General features: G+C 73.8%; 20 protein-coding genes. 14 read left to right on the top strand and 6 right to left on the bottom strand.

The genetic code is table 11. The features are described 5' to 3' along the window. Nucleotides 1–3: 3 nt before the first annotated feature. The 3 genes from hrcA to DFJ68_RS05445 are packed head-to-tail and all read left to right on the top strand — an operon-like array spanning nt 4 to nt 3,056. Nucleotides 4–1,098 carry a heat-inducible transcriptional repressor HrcA gene (hrcA, locus tag DFJ68_RS05435; RefSeq protein ID WP_121031664.1) on the top strand — a complete coding sequence of 365 codons (1,095 nt, stop codon included), beginning with the start codon at nt 4–6 and terminating at the stop codon, nt 1,096–1,098. 52 nt (nt 1,099–1,150) lie between these two features. Then, entirely contained in the window at nt 1,151–2,281 is a 1,131-nt protein-coding gene (dnaJ, locus tag DFJ68_RS05440) for a molecular chaperone DnaJ (protein WP_121031666.1), read from the top strand. A gap of 31 nt (nt 2,282–2,312) precedes the next feature. Further along, complete coding sequence (locus tag DFJ68_RS05445) at nt 2,313–3,056, top strand: 16S rRNA (uracil(1498)-N(3))-methyltransferase (RefSeq protein ID WP_121031669.1); 744 nt, start codon at nt 2,313–2,315, stop codon at nt 3,054–3,056. 90 nt (nt 3,057–3,146) lie between these two features. Here the strand turns inward: DFJ68_RS05445 and DFJ68_RS05450 are convergent, their stop codons facing one another. Together DFJ68_RS05450 and DFJ68_RS05455 are read right to left on the bottom strand one after the other, a co-directional pair. Next, nucleotides 3,147–4,484, bottom strand: coding sequence for a Gmad2 immunoglobulin-like domain-containing protein (locus DFJ68_RS05450; protein ID WP_121031671.1), 1,338 nt, complete (start codon nt 4,482–4,484; stop codon nt 3,147–3,149). Next, on the bottom strand, nt 4,481–5,314 hold the full coding sequence (locus tag DFJ68_RS05455; protein WP_211333275.1) for an RNA polymerase sigma factor: 834 nt from the start codon (nt 5,312–5,314) through the stop codon (nt 4,481–4,483). The genes DFJ68_RS05450 and DFJ68_RS05455 overlap by 4 nt, the downstream gene beginning before the upstream one ends. Nucleotides 5,315–5,381: 67 nt before the next feature. On the opposite strand from DFJ68_RS05455, the gene DFJ68_RS05460 reads away from it, so the two are divergent. The 6 genes from DFJ68_RS05460 to era are packed head-to-tail and all read left to right on the top strand — an operon-like array spanning nt 5,382 to nt 11,329. Then, a complete protein-coding gene (locus DFJ68_RS05460; protein WP_121031673.1) occupies nt 5,382–5,810 on the top strand; it encodes a histidine triad nucleotide-binding protein in 429 nt (142 codons plus the stop codon). A gap of 3 nt (nt 5,811–5,813) precedes the next feature. After that, nucleotides 5,814–7,364 (top strand): S10 family peptidase, encoded by a 1,551-nt coding sequence (locus DFJ68_RS05465; RefSeq protein ID WP_245963481.1) that lies wholly within the window; start codon nt 5,814–5,816, stop codon nt 7,362–7,364. A 13-nt stretch (nt 7,365–7,377) separates the two neighbouring features. Then, on the top strand, nt 7,378–8,505 hold the full coding sequence (locus DFJ68_RS05470; protein WP_121031675.1) for a PhoH family protein: 1,128 nt from the start codon (nt 7,378–7,380) through the stop codon (nt 8,503–8,505). Then, nucleotides 8,502–8,969 carry an rRNA maturation RNase YbeY gene (ybeY, locus tag DFJ68_RS05475; RefSeq protein WP_121031677.1) on the top strand — a complete coding sequence of 156 codons (468 nt, stop codon included), beginning with the start codon at nt 8,502–8,504 and terminating at the stop codon, nt 8,967–8,969. The genes DFJ68_RS05470 and ybeY overlap by 4 nt, the downstream gene beginning before the upstream one ends. A gap of 13 nt (nt 8,970–8,982) precedes the next feature. After that, on the top strand, nt 8,983–10,284 hold the full coding sequence (locus tag DFJ68_RS05480) for a hemolysin family protein (protein ID WP_121031679.1): 1,302 nt from the start codon (nt 8,983–8,985) through the stop codon (nt 10,282–10,284). Then, on the top strand, nt 10,277–11,329 hold the full coding sequence (gene era / locus DFJ68_RS05485) for a GTPase Era (RefSeq protein ID WP_245963482.1): 1,053 nt from the start codon (nt 10,277–10,279) through the stop codon (nt 11,327–11,329). Before DFJ68_RS05480 ends, era begins: the two co-directional genes overlap by 8 nt. 105 nt (nt 11,330–11,434) lie before the next feature. On the opposite strand, the gene DFJ68_RS05490 is transcribed toward era, so the two are convergent. Next, the gene (locus DFJ68_RS05490; RefSeq protein ID WP_121031682.1) at nt 11,435–11,791 is read right to left on the bottom strand and encodes a winged helix-turn-helix domain-containing protein; all 357 of its coding nucleotides are present in this window, start codon (nt 11,789–11,791) and stop codon (nt 11,435–11,437) included. Continuing rightward, nucleotides 11,788–12,270 (bottom strand): hypothetical protein, encoded by a 483-nt coding sequence (locus tag DFJ68_RS05495; protein ID WP_121031683.1) that lies wholly within the window; start codon nt 12,268–12,270, stop codon nt 11,788–11,790. Before DFJ68_RS05495 ends, DFJ68_RS05490 begins: the two co-directional genes overlap by 4 nt. A gap of 226 nt (nt 12,271–12,496) precedes the next feature. Between DFJ68_RS05495 and DFJ68_RS18935 the strand changes: the two genes are divergently transcribed. Together DFJ68_RS18935 and leuA are read left to right on the top strand one after the other, a co-directional pair. Further along, nucleotides 12,497–12,625 carry a hypothetical protein gene (locus DFJ68_RS18935; RefSeq protein ID WP_276330691.1) on the top strand — a complete coding sequence of 43 codons (129 nt, stop codon included), beginning with the start codon at nt 12,497–12,499 and terminating at the stop codon, nt 12,623–12,625. Nucleotides 12,626–12,821: 196 nt separating this feature from the next. Then, nucleotides 12,822–14,555 (top strand): 2-isopropylmalate synthase, encoded by a 1,734-nt coding sequence (gene leuA, locus DFJ68_RS05500; RefSeq protein ID WP_121031685.1) that lies wholly within the window; start codon nt 12,822–12,824, stop codon nt 14,553–14,555. 107 nt (nt 14,556–14,662) lie between these two features. Here the strand turns inward: leuA and DFJ68_RS05505 are convergent, their stop codons facing one another. Both DFJ68_RS05505 and DFJ68_RS05510 read right to left on the bottom strand, forming a co-directional pair. Then, entirely contained in the window at nt 14,663–15,487 is an 825-nt protein-coding gene (locus DFJ68_RS05505; RefSeq protein WP_121031687.1) for a maleylpyruvate isomerase family mycothiol-dependent enzyme, read from the bottom strand. Between the two features lie 15 nt (nt 15,488–15,502). Beyond that, the gene (locus DFJ68_RS05510) at nt 15,503–16,153 is read right to left on the bottom strand and encodes an alpha-ketoglutarate-dependent dioxygenase AlkB (RefSeq protein WP_121031689.1); all 651 of its coding nucleotides are present in this window, start codon (nt 16,151–16,153) and stop codon (nt 15,503–15,505) included. Nucleotides 16,154–16,276: 123 nt separating this feature from the next. Here DFJ68_RS05510 and recO point away from each other — a divergent pair, with 123 nt between their 5' ends. The 3 genes from recO to DFJ68_RS05530 all read left to right on the top strand — a co-directional run bounded on the left by recO (nt 16,277) and on the right by DFJ68_RS05530 (nt 21,927). Then, entirely contained in the window at nt 16,277–17,044 is a 768-nt protein-coding gene (gene recO, locus DFJ68_RS05515) for a DNA repair protein RecO (RefSeq protein WP_121031692.1), read from the top strand. A gap of 90 nt (nt 17,045–17,134) precedes the next feature. Then, complete coding sequence (locus DFJ68_RS05520) at nt 17,135–17,908, top strand: isoprenyl transferase (RefSeq protein WP_121031694.1); 774 nt, start codon at nt 17,135–17,137, stop codon at nt 17,906–17,908. Nucleotides 17,909–18,042: 134 nt separating this feature from the next. Then, entirely contained in the window at nt 18,043–21,927 is a 3,885-nt protein-coding gene (locus DFJ68_RS05530) for a S8 family serine peptidase (RefSeq protein ID WP_211333276.1), read from the top strand. Nucleotides 21,928–22,013 lie beyond the last annotated feature (86 nt).

Here is a 22,013-nt window from a genome sequence, read left to right on the forward strand (position 1 = left end):
CCGGTGAGCGACGACCGCAAGCTGATGGTCCTGCGCGCCATCGTGCAGGACTACGTCCAGACCTCGGAGCCGGTCGGCAGCCGCGCGCTCGTCGAGCGCCACCACCTCGGGGTCAGCGCCGCAACCGTGCGCAACGACATGGCGCAGCTCGAGGAGGAGGGGCTCATCCACGCCCCGCACACCTCGGCCGGCCGCGTCCCGACCGACGCCGGCTACCGCCTCTTCGTCGACCGCCTGAGTGCGGTCAAGCCCCTCACCCTCGGAGAGCGACGGGCGATCAGCCAGTTCCTCGAGGGCGCCGTCGACCTCGATGACGTCGTCGACCGCACCGTGCGTCTCCTCGCGGGGCTGACCCGTCAGGTCGCCGTCGTGCAGTACCCGTCGCTGACCCGCTCGATCGTGCGCCACATCGAGCTCGTGCCGCTCGGCGCGAGCCACGTCATGATCGTGCTCATCGTCAACACCGGCCGGGTCGAGCAGCGCGTCGTCGAGCTCGGTCCCGTCCTCGCGGGCGACGAGGGCGAGGGCCTCGTGGCGCTCATCCGCGGCGAGCTCAACGAGACCGCCGCGGGGCTCCCGTTCACCGTCGCCGCAGCGCGCCTGAGCGAGCTCGCCGAGGGCGTCGGCGACGACCCCGAGGCGCAGGGCGCCGACGGACGGGGGCCGGATGCCGGGTCCGACCCGCACGCGGCCGCCCTCCGCACCGTCGTGTCGAGCCTGTGCGACGCCCTCGCCGAGGAGCGCGAGGAGCGGGTCGTGCTCGCCGGCCAGTCGAACCTCGCCAAGTCCGGTGGCGACTTCACCCGCAGCATCGGGCCCATCCTCGAGGCGCTGGAGGAGCACGTCGTGCTGCTGCGCCTGCTCGGGCAGCTGAGCGACGACCCCGACCTCGTCTCGGTCCGCATCGGGGCCGAGAACCCGGTGAGCGGGCTGCAGTCGACCTCGCTCGTCTCCGTGGGGTACGGCTCCGGTGCCGAACGCGTCGCCAGCCTGGGCGTGCTCGGCCCCACCCGGATGGACTACCCGACGACGATGGCCTCGGTGCGCGCCGTCGCCCGGTACGTCTCGCAGATCCTCGACGACAACCCCGCCCCGTGACAGCACCGACCCACCAGCAGACCAGCCGAACCACACCTGACAGGACCACCCGTTGAACGACTACTACGCCGTCCTGGGCGTCTCGCGCTCCGCGAGCCAGGAGGAGATCAAGAAGGCCTACCGCCGCCTCGCGCGCCGGCTGCACCCGGACGTCAACCCCGGCCCCGAGGCCGAGGAGGAGTTCAAGCAGGTCTCGCAGGCCTACGACGTGCTCTCCGACCCGCAGAAGCGCCAGGCGTTCGACATGGGCGCCGACCCCTTCGCCAGTGGCGGCGGCGCGGGCTTCGGCGACGGCCAGGGCTTCTCGTTCAGCGACGTCATGGACGCCTTCTTCGGCGGTGGCGCCGCCGGTGGCGCCCGTGGCCCGCGCTCGCGTGTGCAGCGCGGCCAGGACGCCCTCGTGCGCCTCGACATCGACCTCGCCAAGGCCGTGTTCGGCTCCGAGGAGGAGCTCGTCATCGACACGGCCGTCGGCTGCGGCACGTGCGGCGGCGACGGCGCGCAGCCGGGCACCGGCCGCCAGACGTGCCCCATCTGCAAGGGCCGGGGCGAGGTGCAGCAGGTGCAGCGCAGCCTGCTCGGCCAGGTCATGACCTCCCGCCCGTGCGTGAACTGCCAGGGCTACGGCGCCACCCTCACCGACCCGTGCCACGAGTGCTCGGGCGACGGCCGGGTGCGCACCCGCCGCAGCCTCACGCTCAAGGTGCCCGCGGGCGTCGACACCGGTACCCGCATCCAGCTGACCGGGCAGGGCGAGGTCGGCCCGGGCAACGGCCCCGCCGGCGACGTCTACGTCGAGGTGCGCGTCGCGAACCACGACACGTACACGCGCCGTGGCGACGACCTGCACGCCACGGTCGAGCTGCCCATGGCGGCCGCGGCGCTCGGGACGAGCTTCAAGCTCTCGACCTTCGACGGCATGCAGGACCTCGACATCCGCGCCGGCACGCAGACCGGCGACGTCATGACCCTGCGCGGGCTCGGCGTCACCCACCTGCGCAGCGGCGGTCGCGGCGACCTGCACGTGCACGCCAACGTGCTGACCCCGACCCGGCTGACCGAGGAGCAGGCCGACCTGCTGCGTCGCCTCGCCGAGCTGCGTGGTGAGGAGCGACCCGAGGGCCGGCTCCAGCCCAACAAGGGGCTCTTCGGCAAGCTGCGCGACGCCTTCAAGGAGAAGTGACCCCCGTGCCCTGCGTCCCGGGCGGGCGGGCGTGACCCACCAGCTCTTCCTCGGCGAGCCCGACGCGGTGCGCCGGGCGACGGCCGGCGGATCGCTCGTCCTCGAGGGCGACGAGGCCCGCCACGCGGCATCCGTCGTGCGCGTGCGGCCCGGCGAGCGGTTCTACGTCTCCGACGGGGCCGGCCGACGGGTGCTCGTCGAGGCCCGTCACGTCGAGCGCGCGCTGGTGCGCGGCGAGGTGGTGCAGGTGCACGACGAGCCGGTGCCCGCGGTGCGGTTCGTGCTCGTGCAGGCGCTCGCCAAGGGCGACCGCGACGACCAGGCCGTCGAGGCGGCCACCGAGCTCGGCGTCGACGAGGTCGTCCCGTGGCAGGCGGAGCGCAGCGTCGTCGTCTGGCGGCCCGACCGGGTCGAGCGCTCGCTCGCGAAGTGGCGCTCGGTCGTCGTACGGGCGACGAAGCAGTCGCGCCGGGCCAGGCTGCCCGAGGTGACGGCGCCCGTGGCGTCGGCCGCGCTCGCCCGCCGGGTGCAGGACGCCGCCCTGACGCTCGTGCTGCACGAGGATGCCGTGGAGCCGCTGGCCGGGGTGCCCCTGCCCCAGAGCGGCGACGTGCTCGTCGTCGTCGGGCCCGAGGGAGGCATCACCGACGGCGAGGTCGAGGCGCTGACCGCGGCCGGGGCCCGGCCGGTGCGGCTCGGGTCGACGATCCTGCGCGCCGGCTCGGCCGGCCCGGCAGCTCTCGCCGTGCTCAGCGCGCGAGGCCGCTGGCTCTGACGTCAGGCCGCCCGCGACGACCCCGTGGAGGGTCGTCGTCGTCAGGACGACCGAGAACCTCCACGGCCCCAGGGGCGACCCGGGCTCGGGTCAGCGCACGACGACGGGCACGCGCTGCTCGGCGACGACCGACCCGTCGGCGGCGCTCTCGGCGAGGACGCGCACCGTGTAGCTGCCGGCCGGCAGGGGGGCCGCGGTCGTGAACGTGAACGAGCCCCGCCGGGGAGCGGCGGCGTCGGCGGTGGCCGACCCCTTCTCGACGACCGTCGTGCCGCGCAGCACCTGCCACACGACCGTGGCCTCGTAGGTGCTCGCGGTCCCGGTCACCTCGAGCGGCTTTCCTGCGGACACCGTCTCCCCGCCGGAGGGCTGGTCGACCCACACGGCCGAGAGCAGCGTCGCGGCCGTGGTGGCGTCGGGGCGCTGCAGCGTCGAGCCCGCGGCCACCCCCGGGGCGACGTCCGTCGAGCCGTCGGCGACGTCGAGCGTCACCGGCGACGGCTTGCCGGCCGCGGCCTGGGCCGTGAAGACCAGCTGCTGCACGGCGAGCGCGGTCGCGGCGTCGGACCCGCCGTCCAGCGGAGCGGCCAGCGTCACCGTGATGCCGGAGTCGGCGACCGTGGCGCTCTCGACGGTGGTGCCGGGGGAGAGCGACACCCACGGCGTCCCCTTCGCAGGAGCGCCGAGGGCGAGGCCGAGGGCGGCCTGCACGCGGCGCGCGACGTCGCCGCGGGGCAGGTCGGTCGGCGCCCAGGTGCGGAAGAGGACGAGCCGGCTCGAGCCGTCGACGACGGGCCCGGCCACGTAGACGGGCAGGTCGGGCGACGTGCTCGGCGGGGTGTCCGTCGTCGGGGCCGCCGGGGTGGTGGGGCTCGGCGGTGGGGAGGTGCTCGTCGTCGTCGAGGGCGCGGATGCCGTCGTGGCGGGCGGGGCCGGGACCTGCACGACACGGGTGCTCGTGCTCGTCGTGTGGCTGGCCGTGGTCGGGACCACGGCCGGGGGTGCCGTCCTCGTCGGGATGCTCGTCGGGAGGCCCGTGGTCGTCGAGGGCCCAGCCGGTGTGGACGGCAGGGTCAGCGGCGCCGCCGGGGTCGCGGTGACGGTCCCGTCCGCCGACACGGGCGGCGCGCCGGGTCGCGAGGCCAGGGCGACGCCGCCGGCGACGACGACGAGCGCGGCGGCCGCGGCGGCGGCGGGAGCCCAGCGCCGCCGCTGCCGGGCGGCCGCGGCGGGCACCTCGTGGGCGGCGGCGAGCACCGCCGACAGCCGGTTCGACGGGGTGACGGTGCCGGCCTCGTCGTCGAGCACGGCGCGCAGTCGCGCGGCCACCTCCCGCAGCTCGCGGGCCTCGTCGAGGGGTCGCTCGTCGTCGCCCGACCCCCGTGGGTCGCCGGCGCCGCGAGGGCCGTGCCGGTCGTCGGTGGTCATGCTCGCTCCGGGTGCTGGGTGGGGTGCTGGGTGGGGTGCTGGGTGGGGTGCGGGCCGTCGGGATCGCCCGGCCGGATGCCGTGGGGCGGCGTGAGGTCGGTCGCCGTCGGTGGGCGCACGAACCGTCGCAGGGCGCTCAGCCCGCGGTGCGCGTGGGCCTTGACCGACCCGGGGGAGATCTCGAGCGCGGCCGCGATCTGCGCCTCGCTGAGGTCGCCGTAGTACCGGAGCACGAGCACCTCGCGCTGTCGGCCGGGCAGCGAGTCGAGCGCCTCGAACATCGCGTCACGCTCGACGAGGCGCAGCACCTGGGCCTCGGCGCTGTCGTGGCTCGCACGCCCGGGCAGGTCGGCCGAGCCGGCCTCTCGCCGGTTCTCCCGGTCGACGACGACGTTGTGGCGCTGCACCGACCGGCACCCGTTGACGACCGCCGTCTGCAGGTAGCCGACGACGCGCCCGCCCTCCCGGATGCTGTCCCAGTGGCGGTGGGTGGCGACGAACGCGTCCTGCACGACGTCCTCGGCGGCGAGCTGGTCGCGCAGCAACAGCCACGCGAGACGCACGAGCCGGTGCCAGTGCGCGGTGTAGAGCTCGGCCACGGCGCTGTCGGCCGTGGCCTGAGCCCACTGCGGCAGCCGCACCGCGCCGGTGCTGCCGGTGGTCACGCCGACGCCCGTGTCGTCCGGCCGGGGGCGCCACCCCGACGCCGGGCGCCCCGTCGTCGCCGACAGCCCGTCGGCGCGGGTCGTCGTGCCCTCCGAGGCGGGGGCAGCGCGCACGGCCCGGCGGGCCCGGGGCCCGCGCGGACCGCCCAGCTCGCCCTCGGCCATGCTCAACGTTCTCACGAGCACCCGACGCACAGGTGCGCCGCGAGGTTGACCTGCCTAGGGTCGGGGCATGAGCAGCGACGCGCACGAGACCGGCACCACCCCGGGCGACGGGGGTGCCCCGGCATCCGAGACGACGTCCGACACGACCTCCGACTGCGTGTTCTGCGCCATCGCCGACGGCCGCATCCCGGCCCAGGTCGTCGCCGAGAGCGAACGGTCGGTCGCCTTCGAGGACCGCACCCCGGCCGCTCCCGTGCACGTCCTCGTCATCCCGCGCCGTCACGCCGCCACGGTCGCCGAGCTCGCCGAGGCCTCCACCGACGACCTCGCCGACCTCTTCGCGGTCATCCCCGAGGTGGCCCGGGCCAAGGGGATCACCGACTACCGGCTCATGGTCAACAGCGGGGCCAGCGTCGGGCAGACCGTCTTCCACGCTCACGTCCACGTGCTCGGCGGGGCCGACTTCACCGAGGCGTCGATGACGCCGCAGGCCTGAGCCGTGGGCGACAGCATGAACGACAAGGTGGCCGAGCAGCCGACCGGCCCCACGGCATCCGGCCCCACGGCATCCGGCCCGACGAGCCCGGCGACGCCGGCGGCCACGAAGCCACCGCGCGAGCCCGTCGACGACCTCGTCACGACCCACCACGAGCTCACCGCGGGCGGCCGCACGCTGCACTACACCGCGACGACCGGGCGGGTGGTGCTGCGCGAGGAGAAGCACGACGACGGCACCTTCGGCGGCAACACCGCCCGGGCCGAGCTCTCGCTGACGACCTACGTGCTCGACGACGCCGACCCCCGCACCCGGCCGGTGACCTTCGCGTTCAACGGCGGCCCCGGCAGCGCCAGCGTCTGGCTGCACCTCGGCCTGCTCGGCCCGCGCCGGGTCGTCTCCGGTGACGCCGGAGCGCTCGCGCGCCCGCCCTACGACCTCGTCGACAACGCCGAGTCGCTGCTCGCCGTCAGCGACCTCGTCTTCGTCGACCCGGTCTCGACGGGCTACTCGCGCGCCGTCAGCGGCGGCAAGGCGGGGGAGTACCACGGCTACCAGCGCGACGTCGAGGCGATGGCCGAGCTCGTGCGGGCCTGGACGACGCGGCACCGCCGCTGGATGTCACCCAAGGTCGTGGCCGGCGAGTCGTACGGCACCCTGCGCGGGGCGGCGCTCGCGGCCCACCTGCAGGAGCGCTACGGCATGTTCCTCAACGGCCTCGTGCTCGTCTCGAGCGTGCTCGACCTCTCGTCGGTCGACTTCGAGAAGCAGCGCAACGACCGCGCCCACGCCCTTTACCTGCCCACCTACGCGGCCATCGCGCACCACCACGGGCTGCACGGCGACCGCCCCCTGAACGACGTCCTCGACGAGGCGGTGGCCTACGCCTCCCGCGACTACCCGTGGGTGCTGTCGCGCGGGTCGCGCCTCACGGCCTCCGAGCGGGCGGATGCCGTGCGCACCCTCGCGCGCCTCAGCGGGCTCTCCGAGGGCTACGTCGACCGCGCCGACCTGCGCATCGAGCACTGGCGGTACTTCACCGAGCTGCTGCGCGACCGTCGCCTCACGGTCGGCCGGCTCGACGGGCGGTTCACCGGCCCGGCCGCGAGCGCCATCGCCGAGAACATGGACGCCGACCCGTCGATGGACGCCATCACAGGCCCCTACGCCACCGCGTGGAACCACTACGTGCGGGCCGAGCTCGGCTACGAGACCGACCTGCACTACGAGCTCATCTCGCCGCGGGTGCACCCGTGGAGCTACGCCGAGTTCGAGGGCCGCCCCGTCGACGTCAGCCACCTGCTCGAGCGGGCCATGCGCCAGAACCCGCACCTCCAGGTCCACGTCGCCTACGGCTACCACGACGGGGCGACGCCGTGGTTCGCGGCCGAGGACGTCGTCGCGCACCTGCAGCTGCCGCCCGACCTGCTCGCCAACATCGAGCACCGGTACTACGAGGCAGGGCACATGATGTACGTGCACGAGCCGTCACGGGTGCAGCAGAGCGCCGACCTGGCCGAATTCGTGGTGAGGGCCTGCGGCCCGGCCACGTAGACTCGGAGGCAACATGACTGACGCCCCCCAGCAGACCCCCGGCACCCCCGAGCCCAGCGACGCGCGCGACCGCCACGACACCCGTGACGCCACCGGTGCCGAGCCGCCCGTCCTCGTCCGCGAGGTGCCGCCGCCGGTCGACATGGTGACCCTGCTCGGCCCCCGCGACGAGCTGCTGCGCACGATGGAACGGCAGTTCCCGCTCGTCGACACCCACGTGCGCGGCAACGAGATGACCTTCACCGGCCCGGCCGGTGAGCTCGAGATCGTCGACTCGCTGCTCGACGAGCTGCTCGCCATCGTCGCGACGGGCCAGCCGCTCAACCGCGACGCCGTCGAGCGCTCCATCGGGATGCTGCGCGGCCAGACCGCCGAGCGCCCGGCCGACGTGCTGACGATGAACATCGTCAGCAACCGCGGGCGCACCATCCGGCCCAAGACCCTCAACCAGAAGCGGTACGTCGACGCCATCGACACCCACACGGTCGTCTTCGGCATCGGCCCCGCCGGCACGGGCAAGACCTACCTGGCCATGGCCAAGGCCGTCGCCGCCCTCCAGGCGAAGCAGGTCAACCGCATCATCCTGACCCGGCCGGCGGTCGAGGCGGGCGAGCGGCTCGGGTTCCTGCCCGGCACGCTCAACGACAAGATCGACCCGTACCTGCGCCCGCTCTACGACGCGCTGCACGACATGGTCAGCCCGGAGACCATCCCGCGGCTCATGGCGTCGGGCACGATCGAGGTGGCGCCGCTCGCCTACATGCGCGGGCGCACCCTCAACGACGCGTTCATCATCCTCGACGAGGCCCAGAACACCTCGAGCGAGCAGATGAAGATGTTCCTCACCCGCCTCGGCTTCGGCTCGAAGATGGTCGTCACCGGCGACGTCACCCAGGTCGACCTCCCCGGCGGCACGCGCTCGGGCCTGCGCGTCGTGCGCGACGTCCTCCAGGGCGTCGAGGACGTCCACTTCGCCGAGCTCACCTCGCACGACGTCGTGCGCCACCGCCTCGTCAGCGCCATCGTCGACGCCTACGAGCGCGACGACGTGCGCGCGCAGAAGGCCCAGCACCGGGCCGCGGCCCACCGCGACCAGCGTGAGGGGCGCCGTGACGGGCGCGAGGGCGGTCGCGGCGCATGAGCATCGACGTCCTCAACGAGACCGACGCCGAGGTCGACGAGCTCGAGCTGCTCTCGTGCGCCCGCTACGTCATGGAGCAGATGCGGGTGCACCCGCAGGCCGACCTCTGCATCAAGCTCGTCGACGAGGCGGCCATGGAGGTCCTCCACGTGCAGTGGATGGACCTGCCCGGCCCGACCGACGTCATGAGCTTCCCCATGGACGAGCTGCGCCCCGGGCGCGAGGGCCAGGAGCCGGAGGAGGGCACGCTCGGCGACATCGTCCTGTGTCCCTCCGTCGCGGCGAAGCAGGCGGCCGAGGCGGGCCACGCGCCCGTCGAGGAGATGCTCCTGCTGACGACCCACGGCATCCTGCACCTGCTCGGCTTCGACCACGCCGAGCCGGACGAGGAACGCGAGATGTTCGAGCTGCAGCGCCAGCTGCTGCTCACCTTCCTCGCGACCCGCAACAGACCCGGCGCCTGAGCGGGCGGTCACCATGCTCCCTCAGCTCGTCCTCCCGGCCCTCGTCGGCATCGTCGTCGCCTTCGCCCTGTCGGCCAGCGAGGCCGCCCTCTTCCGCATGTCCCGGGTCCGGGCCAACGAGCTCTTCGAGGAGGGCCGCTCCGGCGCCAAGTCGCTGCTCACCGTCGTCGCCGACTCGCCCGCCTACCTCGCCGTCATCGCGTTCCTGCGCGTCGTCGCCGAGGCCACCGCCGCGGTGCTCGTCACCCTGGCCGTCGCGGGGCTGCTCGAGTCGACGTGGGCGCGGGCGCTCGTCGCGGTCGCCGTCATGGCCGTCGTCTCGTTCGTCATCGTCGGCGTCTCGCCGCGCACGCTCGGGCGCCAGCACTACGACAGCGTCGCCCTGTGGAGCGCGCCGTTCGCCGTCGGCCTGCGTGCCGTACTCGGCCCGGTGGCCAAGCTGCTCGTCGTGCTCGGCAACGCGGTGACGCCCGGAAAGGGGTACAGCGAGGGGCCGTTCCAGACGGAGTCCGAGCTGCGCGACCTGCTCGACATGGCCGGGCGCTCGGACGTCATCGAGCAGGACGAGCGCGAGATGATCCACTCGGTCTTCGAGCTCGGCGACACCGTCGTGCGCGAGGTCATGGTGCCCCGCACCGACATGATCGTCATCGACGACGACAAGACGCTGCGCAGCGCGATGTCGCTCTTCCTGCGCTCGGGCTTCTCGCGCATCCCCGTGGTCGGCGACGACAGTGACGACGTGCGCGGCCTGCTCTACTTCAAGGACGTCGCGCGTCGCCTCACCGCCGCCCCCGACGACGCCCGGCACCTCGTCACCGAGGTCACCCGGCCGATGCACTTCGTCCCCGAGAGCAAGCCGGTCGACGACCTGCTGCGCGAGATGCAGCACGACCAGACCCACTTCGCCATCGTCGTCGACGAGTACGGCGGCACCGCCGGGCTCGTGACGATCGAGGACATCATCGAGGAGATCGTCGGCGAGATCTCCGACGAGCACGACCGTGACGCCCCGGGCGTGGAGACGCTCGACGACGGGTCCCTGCGTGTCCCGGCGGCCATGGACATCGACGACCTCGCCGAGCTGTTCGAGGTCACCATCGACGAGTCCGACGTCGACACCGTCGGCGGGCTGCTCACCAAGACGATCGGCCGGGTGCCGATCGTCGGGTCGTCCGCCTCGGTCGCCGGCCTGACCCTGACGGCCGAGCGCATGGCCGGTCGCCGCCACCGCGTGGCCTCCGTCGTGGTGCGCCGCGCCGAGCCCGACCACACCGACGACGTGCACAGTGAGACGGAGGCAGCCCATGGGTGAGCGACGCGGACGCAGCGGTGACGACGGGGGCGCCGGGGCCGAGGGGTCACCCGGCCACGCACCCGGGTCGGATGCCGGTGGGCCGGGCCCCACGGTATCCGCGGGCTTCACCGTCGGCGGGAAGGGCGGCGCGGGGGAGGACTACCGCGCCGGGTTCGCCTGTCTCGTGGGGCGGCCCAACGCCGGCAAGTCGACGCTGACGAACGCGCTCGTGGGGCAGAAGGTCGCCATCACGAGCTCGAAGCCGCAGACGACGCGCCACACGATCCGTGGCATCTCGACGACCGACACGGCGCAGCTCGTGCTCGTCGACACACCCGGTCTGCACAAGCCGCGCACCCTGCTGGGGCAGCGCCTCAACGACCTCGTGCGGGCCACGCTGCTCGAGGTCGACGTCATCGGCTTCTGCCTCCCCGCCGACCAGCGGCCCGGCCCGGGTGACGCGTTCATCGCCAACGAGCTCACGGAGCTGCGCTCGGTGCGCCGGCGCCCCGTCGTCGCGATCGCGACGAAGGCCGACGCCGTCGACCGTGAGCGACTGGCCGAGCACCTCATGGCCGTCGACCAGCTGGGGGAGTGGGACGCGATCATCCCCTGCTCGGCGGTGTCGGGCGAGCAGGTCGACGAGGTGCGCGCCCTGCTCGGTGGCTACCTGCCCCGCTCGCCGCAGCTCTACCCCGACGGGGTGCTGACCGACGAGCCCGAGATGGTGATGATCGCCGAGCTCGTGCGCGAGGCGGCGCTCGAGGGCGTGCGCGACGAGCTGCCGCACTCGCTCGCGGTCGTCGTCGAGGAGATGGTGCCGCGCGAGGGCCGGCGCGACGACGACCCGCTGCTCGACGTGCGGGTCAACGTGTTCGTCGAGCGCTCGAGCCAGAAGGCGATCATCATCGGTCGTGGCGGCTCCCGGCTGCGCGAGGTGGGCACGAACTCGCGCCAGGCGATCGAGGCGCTGCTCGGGCAGCGGGTCTACCTCGACCTGCACGTCAAGGTGGCCAAGGACTGGCAGCGCGACCCCCGGCAGCTCCAGCGCCTCGGCTTCTGACGGGTCCGGGTCCGCAGCCGTCCGCGACCTCGCCACGGCCCGATGCAGGACAGGTCAGAGGCGGTGCGGTGTCCGAGATCGGGCCACGGCCCGGTGGCGGACCGGTCAGCTCGGGTCGCCGGCGATCTCGCGAAGCGCGAGGAGATGGCCCTGCCAGGCGGTGCGGCCCTGGCGGGTCAGCGAGAGCCACGTCCGCGGCCGCTTGCCCACGTAGCCCTTGCGCACCTTGACGTACCCGGCGGACTCGAGGGTGGCGACCTGCCGGCTGAGCACGCTGTCACTGATCTCGACCGTGTCGCGCACGACGGCGAACTCGGCCTCGTCGACGCTGGCCAAGGCGGCGGCGATGCTGAACCGCACGGGCGCGTGCAGGGCGTCGTCGAGGCGGTGTCGGGCGTGGCGCACCTCGCTGCTCGCTCGGGCCCGCTCCGCGGCACTGCCCGCCGCCGCGGCCGACGTCACCGGGGCCGCCGCTGCACGACCGCCGCGGCCACGACCATCGGGGCCGCCACCAGCGCCCCCGCGACGACGAGCACGAGGCCGGGGATGCCGTCGCGGTACAGGCTGTTGACGACGCCGAGGGTGACGACCATGACCGCGAGCGTTCCCACCAGCCCCCAGCGGCTCACCCGCCGGACCCCGTGCGGGACGGTCCGTGCCGCGCGGGTCTGCCAGGCTGCGAGCGCGAGGGCCAGCACGGCGTAGCCGGCCGTCGAGACCCAGCCGGGCACCAGGGCCGGCTCGACCCGGGTCACGGCGAAGTAGGCGCCCACGAGCAACCCGAACGCCGCGGTCGCCACGGCGTGGACGCGGCGGTCGCCGGGTCGGTCGATGGCGGCGGACCCGGCGGCCTCGAGAGCGGCCCGGGCCGCCGCGCGGTCGGTCGTGTCGTCGGTCGTGTCGTCGGACATGGTCGGCACCTCACGGTTCGAGTGGCTCATGTCATCGACGGTAGGAAATACTTTCCACATCGTCAAGTACTTTCTCGGGTCCGACAAGATCGGGCCGGGGTGCGCTGGTGGACGGCGGGGATGCCGCGTGGTGTCCGAGATCGGGCCGTGGCGCGAAAGTCGTTCTGCCACGGCGACACTCGGTCGCCGACGCCGCACGGAGGCCAGGTCGTAGGCTGGACGACGACCCTCACCGACCGAGCGAGCGGAGCCGCCCATGTCCACCGTCCCTGCCGACGACGCCGGTACCGAGGTCCCGCACGACCACGAGCTCGAGGTGCTCGTGGACGACGAGACCGTGCCGCCCCGCCCCGAGGAGGAGGTCGCCGACGCCGGCAGTGACTGACGGCGAGACGCGGATCTCACGATGCGGGCAGCACGGCCCGGGGGTGGACGACGAGACCGCCCCGCAATACGGTGACGGTGTGCGTGCGGTGGGCCTGCTCCTTCTTTGCCGCGACGAGGCCTGACCCCGGCCGCCCTCGTCGCGGAGTTCGTCGTGTCCGGCCGGACACCGTGAACCCCGACGAAGAGAGCCGACGATGATCCACCCCCAGCAGACCTCGGGCATGCCGTTCCAGAAGTACGCGCCCTTCCACGAGCAGATCGCCGTCGACCTGCCCGACCGCACGTGGCCGACGAAGCGCATCGAGACGGCCCCGCGCTGGTGCGCGGTCGACCTGCGCGACGGCAACCAGGCGCTCATCGACCCGATGAACGGCGAGCGCAAGCTGCGCATGTTCCAGCTGCTCGTCTCCATGGGCTACAAGGAGATCGAAGTCGGCTTCCCGTCGGCGAGCCAGACCGACTACGACTTCTGCCGTGAGCTCATCGAGGGCGGCCACATCCCCGACGACGTCACCATCCAGGTCCTGACGCAGTGCCGCGACCACCTCATCGAGCGCACCTACGACGCGATCCGCGGCAGCAAGCAGGCGATCGTCCACTTCTACAACTCGACGTCCGCGCTGCAGCGCAAGGTCGTCTTCGGCCTCGACCAGGACGGCATCGTCGACATCGCCGTGCAGGGCGCCCGGCTGTGCAAGAAGCTCGAGGAGACGGTGCCCGAGACCGACGTGTACTACGAGTACTCGCCCGAGAGCTACACCGGCACCGAGCTCGAGTTCGCCGTCCGCATCTGCAACGCCGTCATCGACGTCGTCGACCCGACCCCCGACCACAAGATGATCGTCAACCTGCCCGCGACGGTGGAGATGGCGACCCCGAACGTCTACGCCGACAGCATCGAGTGGATGGTCCGCCACCTCGACCGCCGCGAGTCCGTCGTCGTCAGCCTGCACCCGCACAACGACCGCGGCACCGGTGTCGCCGCCGCCGAGCTCGGCTACCTCGCCGGCGCCGACCGCATCGAGGGCTGCCTCTTCGGCAACGGCGAGCGCACGGGCAACGTCTGCCTCGTCACCCTCGGCATGAACCTCTTCGGCCAGGGCATCGACCCCCAGATCGACTTCAGCGACATCGACGAGGTGCGCCGCACCGTCGAGTACTGCAACCAGCTGCCCGTGGGCGAGCGCCACCCCTACGGCGGCGACCTCGTCTTCACCGCCTTCAGCGGGTCGCACCAGGACGCCATCAAGAAGGGCTTCGAGGCCATGGAGTCCGAGGCGAAGAGCAAGGATGCCGGGATCGACGACCTCGTGTGGGCGGTGCCCTACCTGCCGGTCGACCCGCACGACCTCGGCCGCTCGTACGAGGCCGTCGTTCGAGTCAACAGCCAGTCGGGCAAGGGCGGCGTCGCGTACATCATGAAGAGCGAGCACCAGATGGACCTGCCGCGCCGGCTGCAGATCGAATTCAGCGGGGTCGTCCAGCGGGGCGTCGACCAGGACGGTGGCGAGGTCGCCCCGGCCGAGCTGTGGTCGCGGTTCCGGGACGAGTACCTGCCCGACTCCGACCGCGCCTGGGGCCGCTTCGAGCTCGTGAACGTCGTCACCGACTCGACGGTCGACGGGGCGAGCACCATCGAGGCCAGCCTCCGCGACGGTGCGGGTCAGGTCACGGTGACCGGCACCGGCAACGGCCCGATCGCCGCCTTCGTCGCGGCCCTCGGCACCGTCGAGGGCGCGCCCGAGGTGAGGGTGCTCGACTACGCCGAGCACGCACTGTCGCAGGGTGGCGACGCCCGCGCCGCCGCCTACGTCGAGTGCGCCGTCGGCGAGCGGGTGCTGTGGGGCGTCGGGGTCGACCCGTCGATCGTCAACGCCTCGCTCAAGGCCGTCGTCTCGGCGGTCAACCGCGCCCTGCGCGACGCCTGATCCGAGCGGTCGGCCGGGACGCCGTCGTGGCGACGTCCCGGCCGTGAGGCGCCCGTCCCCACAGGCATCGCCCGGGAGACAGGCCTCGGCGGTGGCCCAGGGACGCGTCAGTCGACCGCCCGGGAGACCACCCGGTCGACGGCCGCGAGGGCGTCGGCGTCGCCCACGCGGGTGACCTCGCCTGCCGGTGGCCGGTTCCACAGCCAGGCGTCGAGGTCGGCGGCCGTGCCGCAGACCTCGGTCGTCACACCGGGCCGGGCGCCCTGGGCGACGTCGAGGGCGAGCACGTCGAGCTCGTCACCGTCGGATTCGGTGCCGTGCACCCGCAACGGCGTGACCGTCCACGTGTGCATGGTGTCGACCGCCGACACCACGACGGCGCCGCCGAGGGGGTCGGCCGCGAGCCCCGGCTCGGCCGGGTCGTCCTCGTGGCCCCGCATGACGACGAGGGCCTCGTCGACGCCGTCGGCGGACAGGCAGGGGTCGAGGGGGGTCCGCTGCCCGGTGGTCAGCTCGGCGTCGAGCCGGTGCACGAGCGCCTCGTGGGCCTGACGGCGCGCGATGTAGCCGACCGTGTGGTCGTCGGCCCACATCCAGCGCTCGGTGTCGGCGGGCAGCTGCGACAGCACCCGGCGCAGCCGGGCGGTCGCGTGGTCGAAGAACGCGAGCAGGCCCTCACGGTCGGCCGGGCGGGCCACGCGCGCTGCCTCGACCGCCGCCAGACCACCCCGCTCGGTCACCCCCTGCTCGACGATCTCGCCCCAGAACCACTGCACCTCCGCGAGGTGCCACAGCAGGTCGTCGGCCGACCAGTCGGGGCACGTGGGCACGCGCGCGGCCGGGTCGGCATCCGCGAGCACCGTTCTGAAACGGGCGGACTCACGCTCGAGGTGGTCGGCGAACGGCAACGGGGTCGGTACTCGCGACGTCACGACGCCACCTTTCGTTCAGCGGACGCCCGCAACCCGGAACTGCACCGAGATGCGCGGGCCGAGCGGCTCGGCGGTCTTCGGCACGCAGTGGTCCCACGTGCGCTGGCACGAGCCTCCCATGACGACGAGGTCACCGTGCCCCAACGGGTAGCGCAGGCTGCGTCCGCCGGCGCCCTCGACCGGGCGACCGTCACGGGGCCGCAGCGCGAGGGTGCGCGGCGAGCCGAGCGAGAGGATGGCGATCATCGTGTCGCTGTCCCGCGAACGGCCGATGCGGTCACCGTGCCAGGCCACGCTGTCGCGCCCGTCGCGGTAGAGGCACAGCCCCGCGGTGACGAACGGCTCGCCGAGCTCGCCCGCGTAGTGACGGCTGAGGGCGTCGCGCGCCTGCGCGAGCATGGGGTGGGGCAGCGGCTCGTCGCCACCGTAGAACTTCGTCAGCCGCGGCACGTCGACGACCGAGTCGTACATCTGCCGCCGTTCGGCGTGCCACGGCACGTCGCGCAGCAGGGCTGCGAAGAGCTCGTCGCCCGCGGCCAGCCACCCGGGCCGCACGTCGACCCACGCCCCGAGCGCGAGCGGATGCCGGGTGGTGCCGACGCGCAGGTCGCGCAGCGTCATCTCGTCGGTGAGGTCGAGCAGCGACCCCTGGAGCGTCAGGTCCATGGGACCCAGCCTACCCCCGTCCGTCGAACACGCGTTCGATCGAGCGGCTGACGGACATGACGACGACGACGCGACGGGCGTGGCCGCCACCACCCGGCATCCGTCACGGTGGACAATGGGGCCATGCCTCTCTACCGCGACGAGGCGATCGTGCTGCGCACCCACAAGCTGGGGGAGGCCGACCGCATCATCACCCTGCTGACCCGCACGCGGGGTCGGGTGCGTGCGGTCGCCAAGGGGGTGCGTCGCACCCGGTCGCGGTTCGGCTCGCGGCTCGAGCCCGGCATGGTCGTCGACGTGCAGTGCTACGAGGGGCGCAACCTCGACACGGTGACGCAGGTCGAGACGCTCGCCCCCTACGGCGATGCCATCGCGCGCGACTACGCGGCGTGGACCACGGCCACCGTCATGCTCGAGACCGCCCTGCAGCTGAGCGAGGAGCACGAGCCGCAGACCCAGCAGTACCTCCTGCTCGCCGGCGCACTGCGGTCGCTGGCCGAGCACGCGCACGACCCCGGCCTCGTCCTCGACGCCTTCCTGCTGCGCTCGCTCGCCGTCGCGGGGTGGGCGCCGAGCTTCGTCGACTGCGCCCGGTGCGGGGCGCCGGGGCCGCACCGGGCCTTCAACGTGCAGGCGGGTGGGGCGGTGTGCAGCGGATGCCGGCCGCCCGGGTCGAGCGCGCCCGCGCCGGAGACCTTCCTGCTGCTCGCGGCCCTGCTCTCGGGCGACTGGGAGACCGCCGACGCCAGCGACGACCGGCACCGGCGCCAGGGCAACGGGCTCGTCGCCGCCTTCCTCCAGTGGCACGTCGAGCGGGGGCTGCGCTCGCTGCGGCTGGTCGACCTCACGCCCCGGGCCGTCGTCGAGCCGCCGGCCGCCGCGCCGGCTTGAGCCCGCCCGGAACGGCCCGATGTCCCCTGAAACCGTTTCACACGCAACGTTGTTCGCCCTCACCCCGCCCCGACCGACGAGGATCCGTCGATGACGACCAGACCCTTCCCGCACCCGAGCGGCGCCACCGCACCGGTCATCCCCGCCGAGGTGCGGCCGAAGCACGTCGCCATCGTCATGGACGGCAACGGCCGGTGGGCCAACCAGCGGGGGCTGCCGCGGACGAAGGGCCACGAGGCGGGGGAGGCGTCCCTGCTCGACGTCGTCGCGGGCGCCATCGAGGTCGGCGTCACCCACCTGTCGGCCTACGCGTTCTCGACCGAGAACTGGCGACGCTCGCCCGACGAGGTGCGCTTCCTCATGGGGTTCAACCGTGACGTCATCCGCCGCCGGCGTGACCAGCTGCACGAGTGGGGGGTGCGCATGCACTGGGTGGGCCGGACGCCCCGGCTGTGGCGCTCGGTCGTCAAGGAGCTCGAGGTCGCCGAGGAGCTCACCCGTCACAACACCGGCCTGACCCTCTACTTCTGCGTCAACTACGGCGGTCGCGCCGAGATCGCCGACGCGGTCAAGCGCATCGCCGGGGACGTCAAGGACGGCCGGCTCAAGCCGTCGTCGGTCGACGAGCGCACCATCGCCCGCTACCTCGACGTGCCGAGCATGCCCGACGTCGACCTCTTCGTGCGCAGCTCGGGAGAGCAGCGCACGAGCAACTTTCTGCTGTGGCAGTCGGCGTACGCCGAGATGGTCTTCCAGAACCGGCTCTGGCCCGACTACGACCGGCGCGACCTCTGGGCCGCCGTGGAGGAGTACGTCGCCCGAGACCGTCGGTACGGCGGGGCGGTCGACACGCCCACGGCCTGAGGGTCACCGCGTCCACCTGGCGGCCATCGGGCCCTGAGACGTGGCGAGCGTGCGCCATGGCAGGTCTCCGCCATTGTCACGGCGGTGGGGGTCTGTCACGTTGGGCGCGCCCCCTCCGCGTCGAAAGGCCCTCGATGTCCTGCCTGCCGCACCCCCGCCCGCGAGCGGTCCTCGCCGCGGCGGTGACCGCCACCCTCGCGGTCGGCGCCGGAAGCCTGTCCGCCGGCGCCACCACCGTCACCGCAGCGCCCGCCACCGCGACCGCTACCGCAACCGCCACCGCAACCGCGACGGCCGACGCGACCGCCGCGACCGCCGCGGGGCCGGGCACCCCGGCAGGGCCCCCGCCGGCGGCGGCGCCGTCCGCGGGCGGCCCGTCGTCGACGCACACCGTCACCCTCGTCACGGGCGACGTCGTCACCGTCACCACCGCCGCCGACGGGCGCACGAGCGCCGACGTGAAGCCGGCCCCGGGCTCCACCGGTGGCGTGCACACCCAGACCGTGGGCCGCAGCCTCTACGTCGTCCCCGACTCGGTGGTGCCCTTCCTCGCGGCCGGCACGCTCGACCGCGGGCTCTTCGACGTGACCGGGCTCATCGCCCAGGGGTACGACGACGCCCACGTCGACAGCGTCCCGCTCATCGCGCAGTACGCCACGCCGTCGACGGCAAGGCGCAGCAACCCCGCCCCGACCGGGTCGACGCGGACACGCACGCTCGAGAGCATCGGCGCCGACGCCCTGCGTGCGGACAAGACCTCGGCCCGCACGTTCTGGCGCGGCCTCGCGGGGGCGGTGGCGACGGGCGCCGGGCCGACCGGTGGCCTCTCGGGTCTCGCCGGCAAGGGCGCCAACCGGCTCACGGCCGCGGCCCCGTCCTTCACCGGCGGCGTCACGAAGCTGTGGCTCGACCGCCGGGTGCGCACGACCTTGGCCGAGACGAACGCGCAGATCGGTGCCCCCGCGGCGTGGGCCCGCGGCGCCACCGGCACCGGGGTGCGGGTCGCCGTGCTCGACACCGGGTTCGACGCCACCCACCCCGACCTCGCCGGACAGGTGGAGGAGTCGAAGAGCTTCGTGCCCGGCCAGGGCATGGCCGACGTCGACGGCCACGGGACCCACACGGCCTCCACGGTCGCGGGCACCGGTGCCGCGTCGGGCGGCGCCGAGAAGGCCGTCGCGCACGACGCCCGCCTCGTCGTCGGCAAGGTGCTCGACGACGCGGGCCAGGGTGCGGAGTCGTGGATCATCGACGGCATGGAGTGGGCCTCGGAGCAGGCGCCCATCGTCTCGATGAGCCTCGGCACCGAGAGCCCCAGCGACGGGCTCAGCCCGATGGACCAGGCGGTCGACGAGCTGACCGCGGCCAGGGGCACGCTCTTCGTCGTGGCGGCCGGCAACACCGGGTCGGTCGGCATCGGCGCCCCCGGGGCGGCCGACGCCGCCCTCACCGTGGGCAGCGTCGGGCCCACCGACGAGCGCTCGTGGTTCTCGAGCATGGGCCCGCGCAGCGACGGGGCCCTCAAGCCCGACCTCGTCGCACCGGGCGAGGACGTCCTCGCCGCCCGGTCGGCCCAGTCCGCCGAGGGGGAGGGGCCCTACGTGCGGCTCAGCGGCACCTCGATGGCCACACCGCAGGTGGCCGGGGCGGCCGCCCTGCTGCTGCAGCAGCACCCGGGCTGGAAGGCGCCGCAGCTCAAGGCGGCCCTGACGAGCCGCTCCGCCCCGCTCGCCGGGGTGTCCCCGTTCGAGGTCGGGGCCGGGCGGCTCGACGTCCCGGCGGCCACGTTCCCCGACGTCATCGCCACCGGGTCGCTCTCGTTCGGCACCGCCACCTTCCCGCACGACGACGACCGCCCGGTGACGCGCACCGTCACCTACACGAACGTCACCGACTCGCCGGTCACCCTCGACCTCGCCGCCACGGCCACCGCCGCCGACGGATCCGCTGCCCCCACAGGCCTGTTCACCGTGAGCGCCGACCGCGTCACGGTACCGGCCGCGGGCACCGCCGAGGTCGGCATGATCGCCGACCCGGCCCGCGGCGCGGCGGGAGCGACGTACGCGGGGACTCTCACGGCATCCGTCGCCGGTGGTGGCGCCGTGGCCGCGCGCTCGGTCTTCGGCCTCGTCGTCGAGGGCGAGCGGTACGACCTGTCGATCACTGCGACCGGGCGTGACGGCCGGCCCGCCGGCACGTTCGCCTCCGTCTACCGGTACGGCGACCAGTACTCCTCCTACGTGCCCGTCGACGGCAAGACGACGATGCGGCTCGAGCCCGGCATCTACACCGTGACGACGTGGATGCCGGTCGCCGGCGACGGCGGCCGCGACTCCGCCGGGGTGGCGCTGCTCGGCACGCCGCGCCTCGTCGTCGACGGTGCGAAGACGGTGCGCCTCGACGCCCGCACCGCCACCGAGGTCGACGCGGTGACGCCGCGCGCGAGCGTCGACAGCGTCCGGCGCGTCAGCTGGTTCCACGACTCCGGAATCGGCGGGCCCTACGCCTCTTTCGGCGACGACTACGGGGTGACGCCGGACGTCGACGACGTCTACGCCGCCCCCACAGCGAAGGTCGCCGCCGGCCAGTACGCCATGTCGACGCGCTGGCGCCGGACGGCCCCGCTGCTCGAGCTGCGGACCGCCGGCCCGGGCGGCGTCGCCCTGCACCCGCTCGCCATCGGGGGCGCCCCCCGCCTCGACGGCCGGCTCAACGTGCGCGGTGTCGACGCCGGGCTCGGCCGACCACGTGACCTCGTCGACCTGCCGCTCCAGGGGCAGGCGGCGGTCATCACGCGCAGCGACACCGTCGACCCGTCCGCCGCGGCCAAGGCCGCCGCCAAGGCGGGGGCGGCCCTGCTCGTCGTCGTCAACGACCGGCCCGGTCGGCTCTGGACCGTCGTCGACGCGACCCTGCCGGTGGTGTCGCTGACGCAGGCGGAGGGCGCGGGCGTCCTGCGCGCGGCGAAGGCCGGCACGCTCCGCCTCACGGCCAAGGGCACGAGCAACACGCCCTACCTCTACGACCTCGTCGACCACCACGAAGGGCGCATCCCCGCCTCCCTCGTCTACCGGCCCACGGCGGCCGACCTCGCGACGGTGCAGCAGCGTTTCGTGGGGGCGACGCCGACCCGGGCCGTCGAGCGCCGCTTCGACTGCGCGACCTGGTTCTGGCCGCCGTGCATCGCCGCGTCCGAGCCGGTCACCGTGCCCTCGACCCGCACCGACTACGTGACGGCCGGGACCGACTGGTACCAGGACGTGCAGACCTACTCCGGTATCGAACAGCGGGCCGTACGAGGCACCTTTGACCGCGGCGAGAAGGCGACGACCTCGTGGCTGGGCCCGGTGACGCGGCCTCGCACCGGTGACGGCTTCTGGGGTCCGTACCGCCAGGGCGACTTCATGGCCCTCAACGTGCCGCCCGCCAGCACCGGTGACGCGGGGGTGACGGGCACGTACTGGGACGAGTCGAGCGCGACCGTCGTCTCCCGGCTCTACGCGGGTGACACCCTCCTCGACGAGACGCCCTTCCAGGCTGTGCAGACCGACGTGCCCCCGACGAGCGGGCCGACGACGTACCGCTTCGAGCAGGACACGACGCGCTCGGCCCGCACGTGGACGTACTCGACCCGGACCCACACGTCGTGGACCTTCCGCTCGCAGCACGTCGCCGACGACGCGCAGGTGCCGCAGCCGCTGCTGCAGCTCGACTACGGCGTGCCGACCGACCTGGGCGGCCGGGTGGCCCGCGACGCGACGACGACCCTCACGCTGACACCGTCGCAGGTGCCGGGTGCGGCGGGCTCCGTCGACCTGAAGGCCGCGACGCTGGCCCTCTCGTTCGACGACGGACGGTCGTGGCAGCAGGTCCCGCTCACCCGTCGCGGTGACACGTGGTCGGCGCGGATGGTCGTGCCGAAGGATGCCGGGTCGTTCGTCTCACTGCGGGCGAGCGCGCGTGACTCGGCGGGCGACGCGGTGACGCAGCGTGTCATCCGCGCCTTCGGGTTGCGCTGAGGCACAAGCCGATCCACGACGGGCCCTCGCGGTGACGTACCGCGGGGGCCCGTCGGCGTCCTGGCCCGCTCGTGCCGACGACGCGC

Source organism: Terracoccus luteus (genome assembly GCF_003635045.1).
GTDB lineage: Bacteria > Actinomycetota > Actinomycetes > Actinomycetales > Dermatophilaceae > Terracoccus > Terracoccus luteus.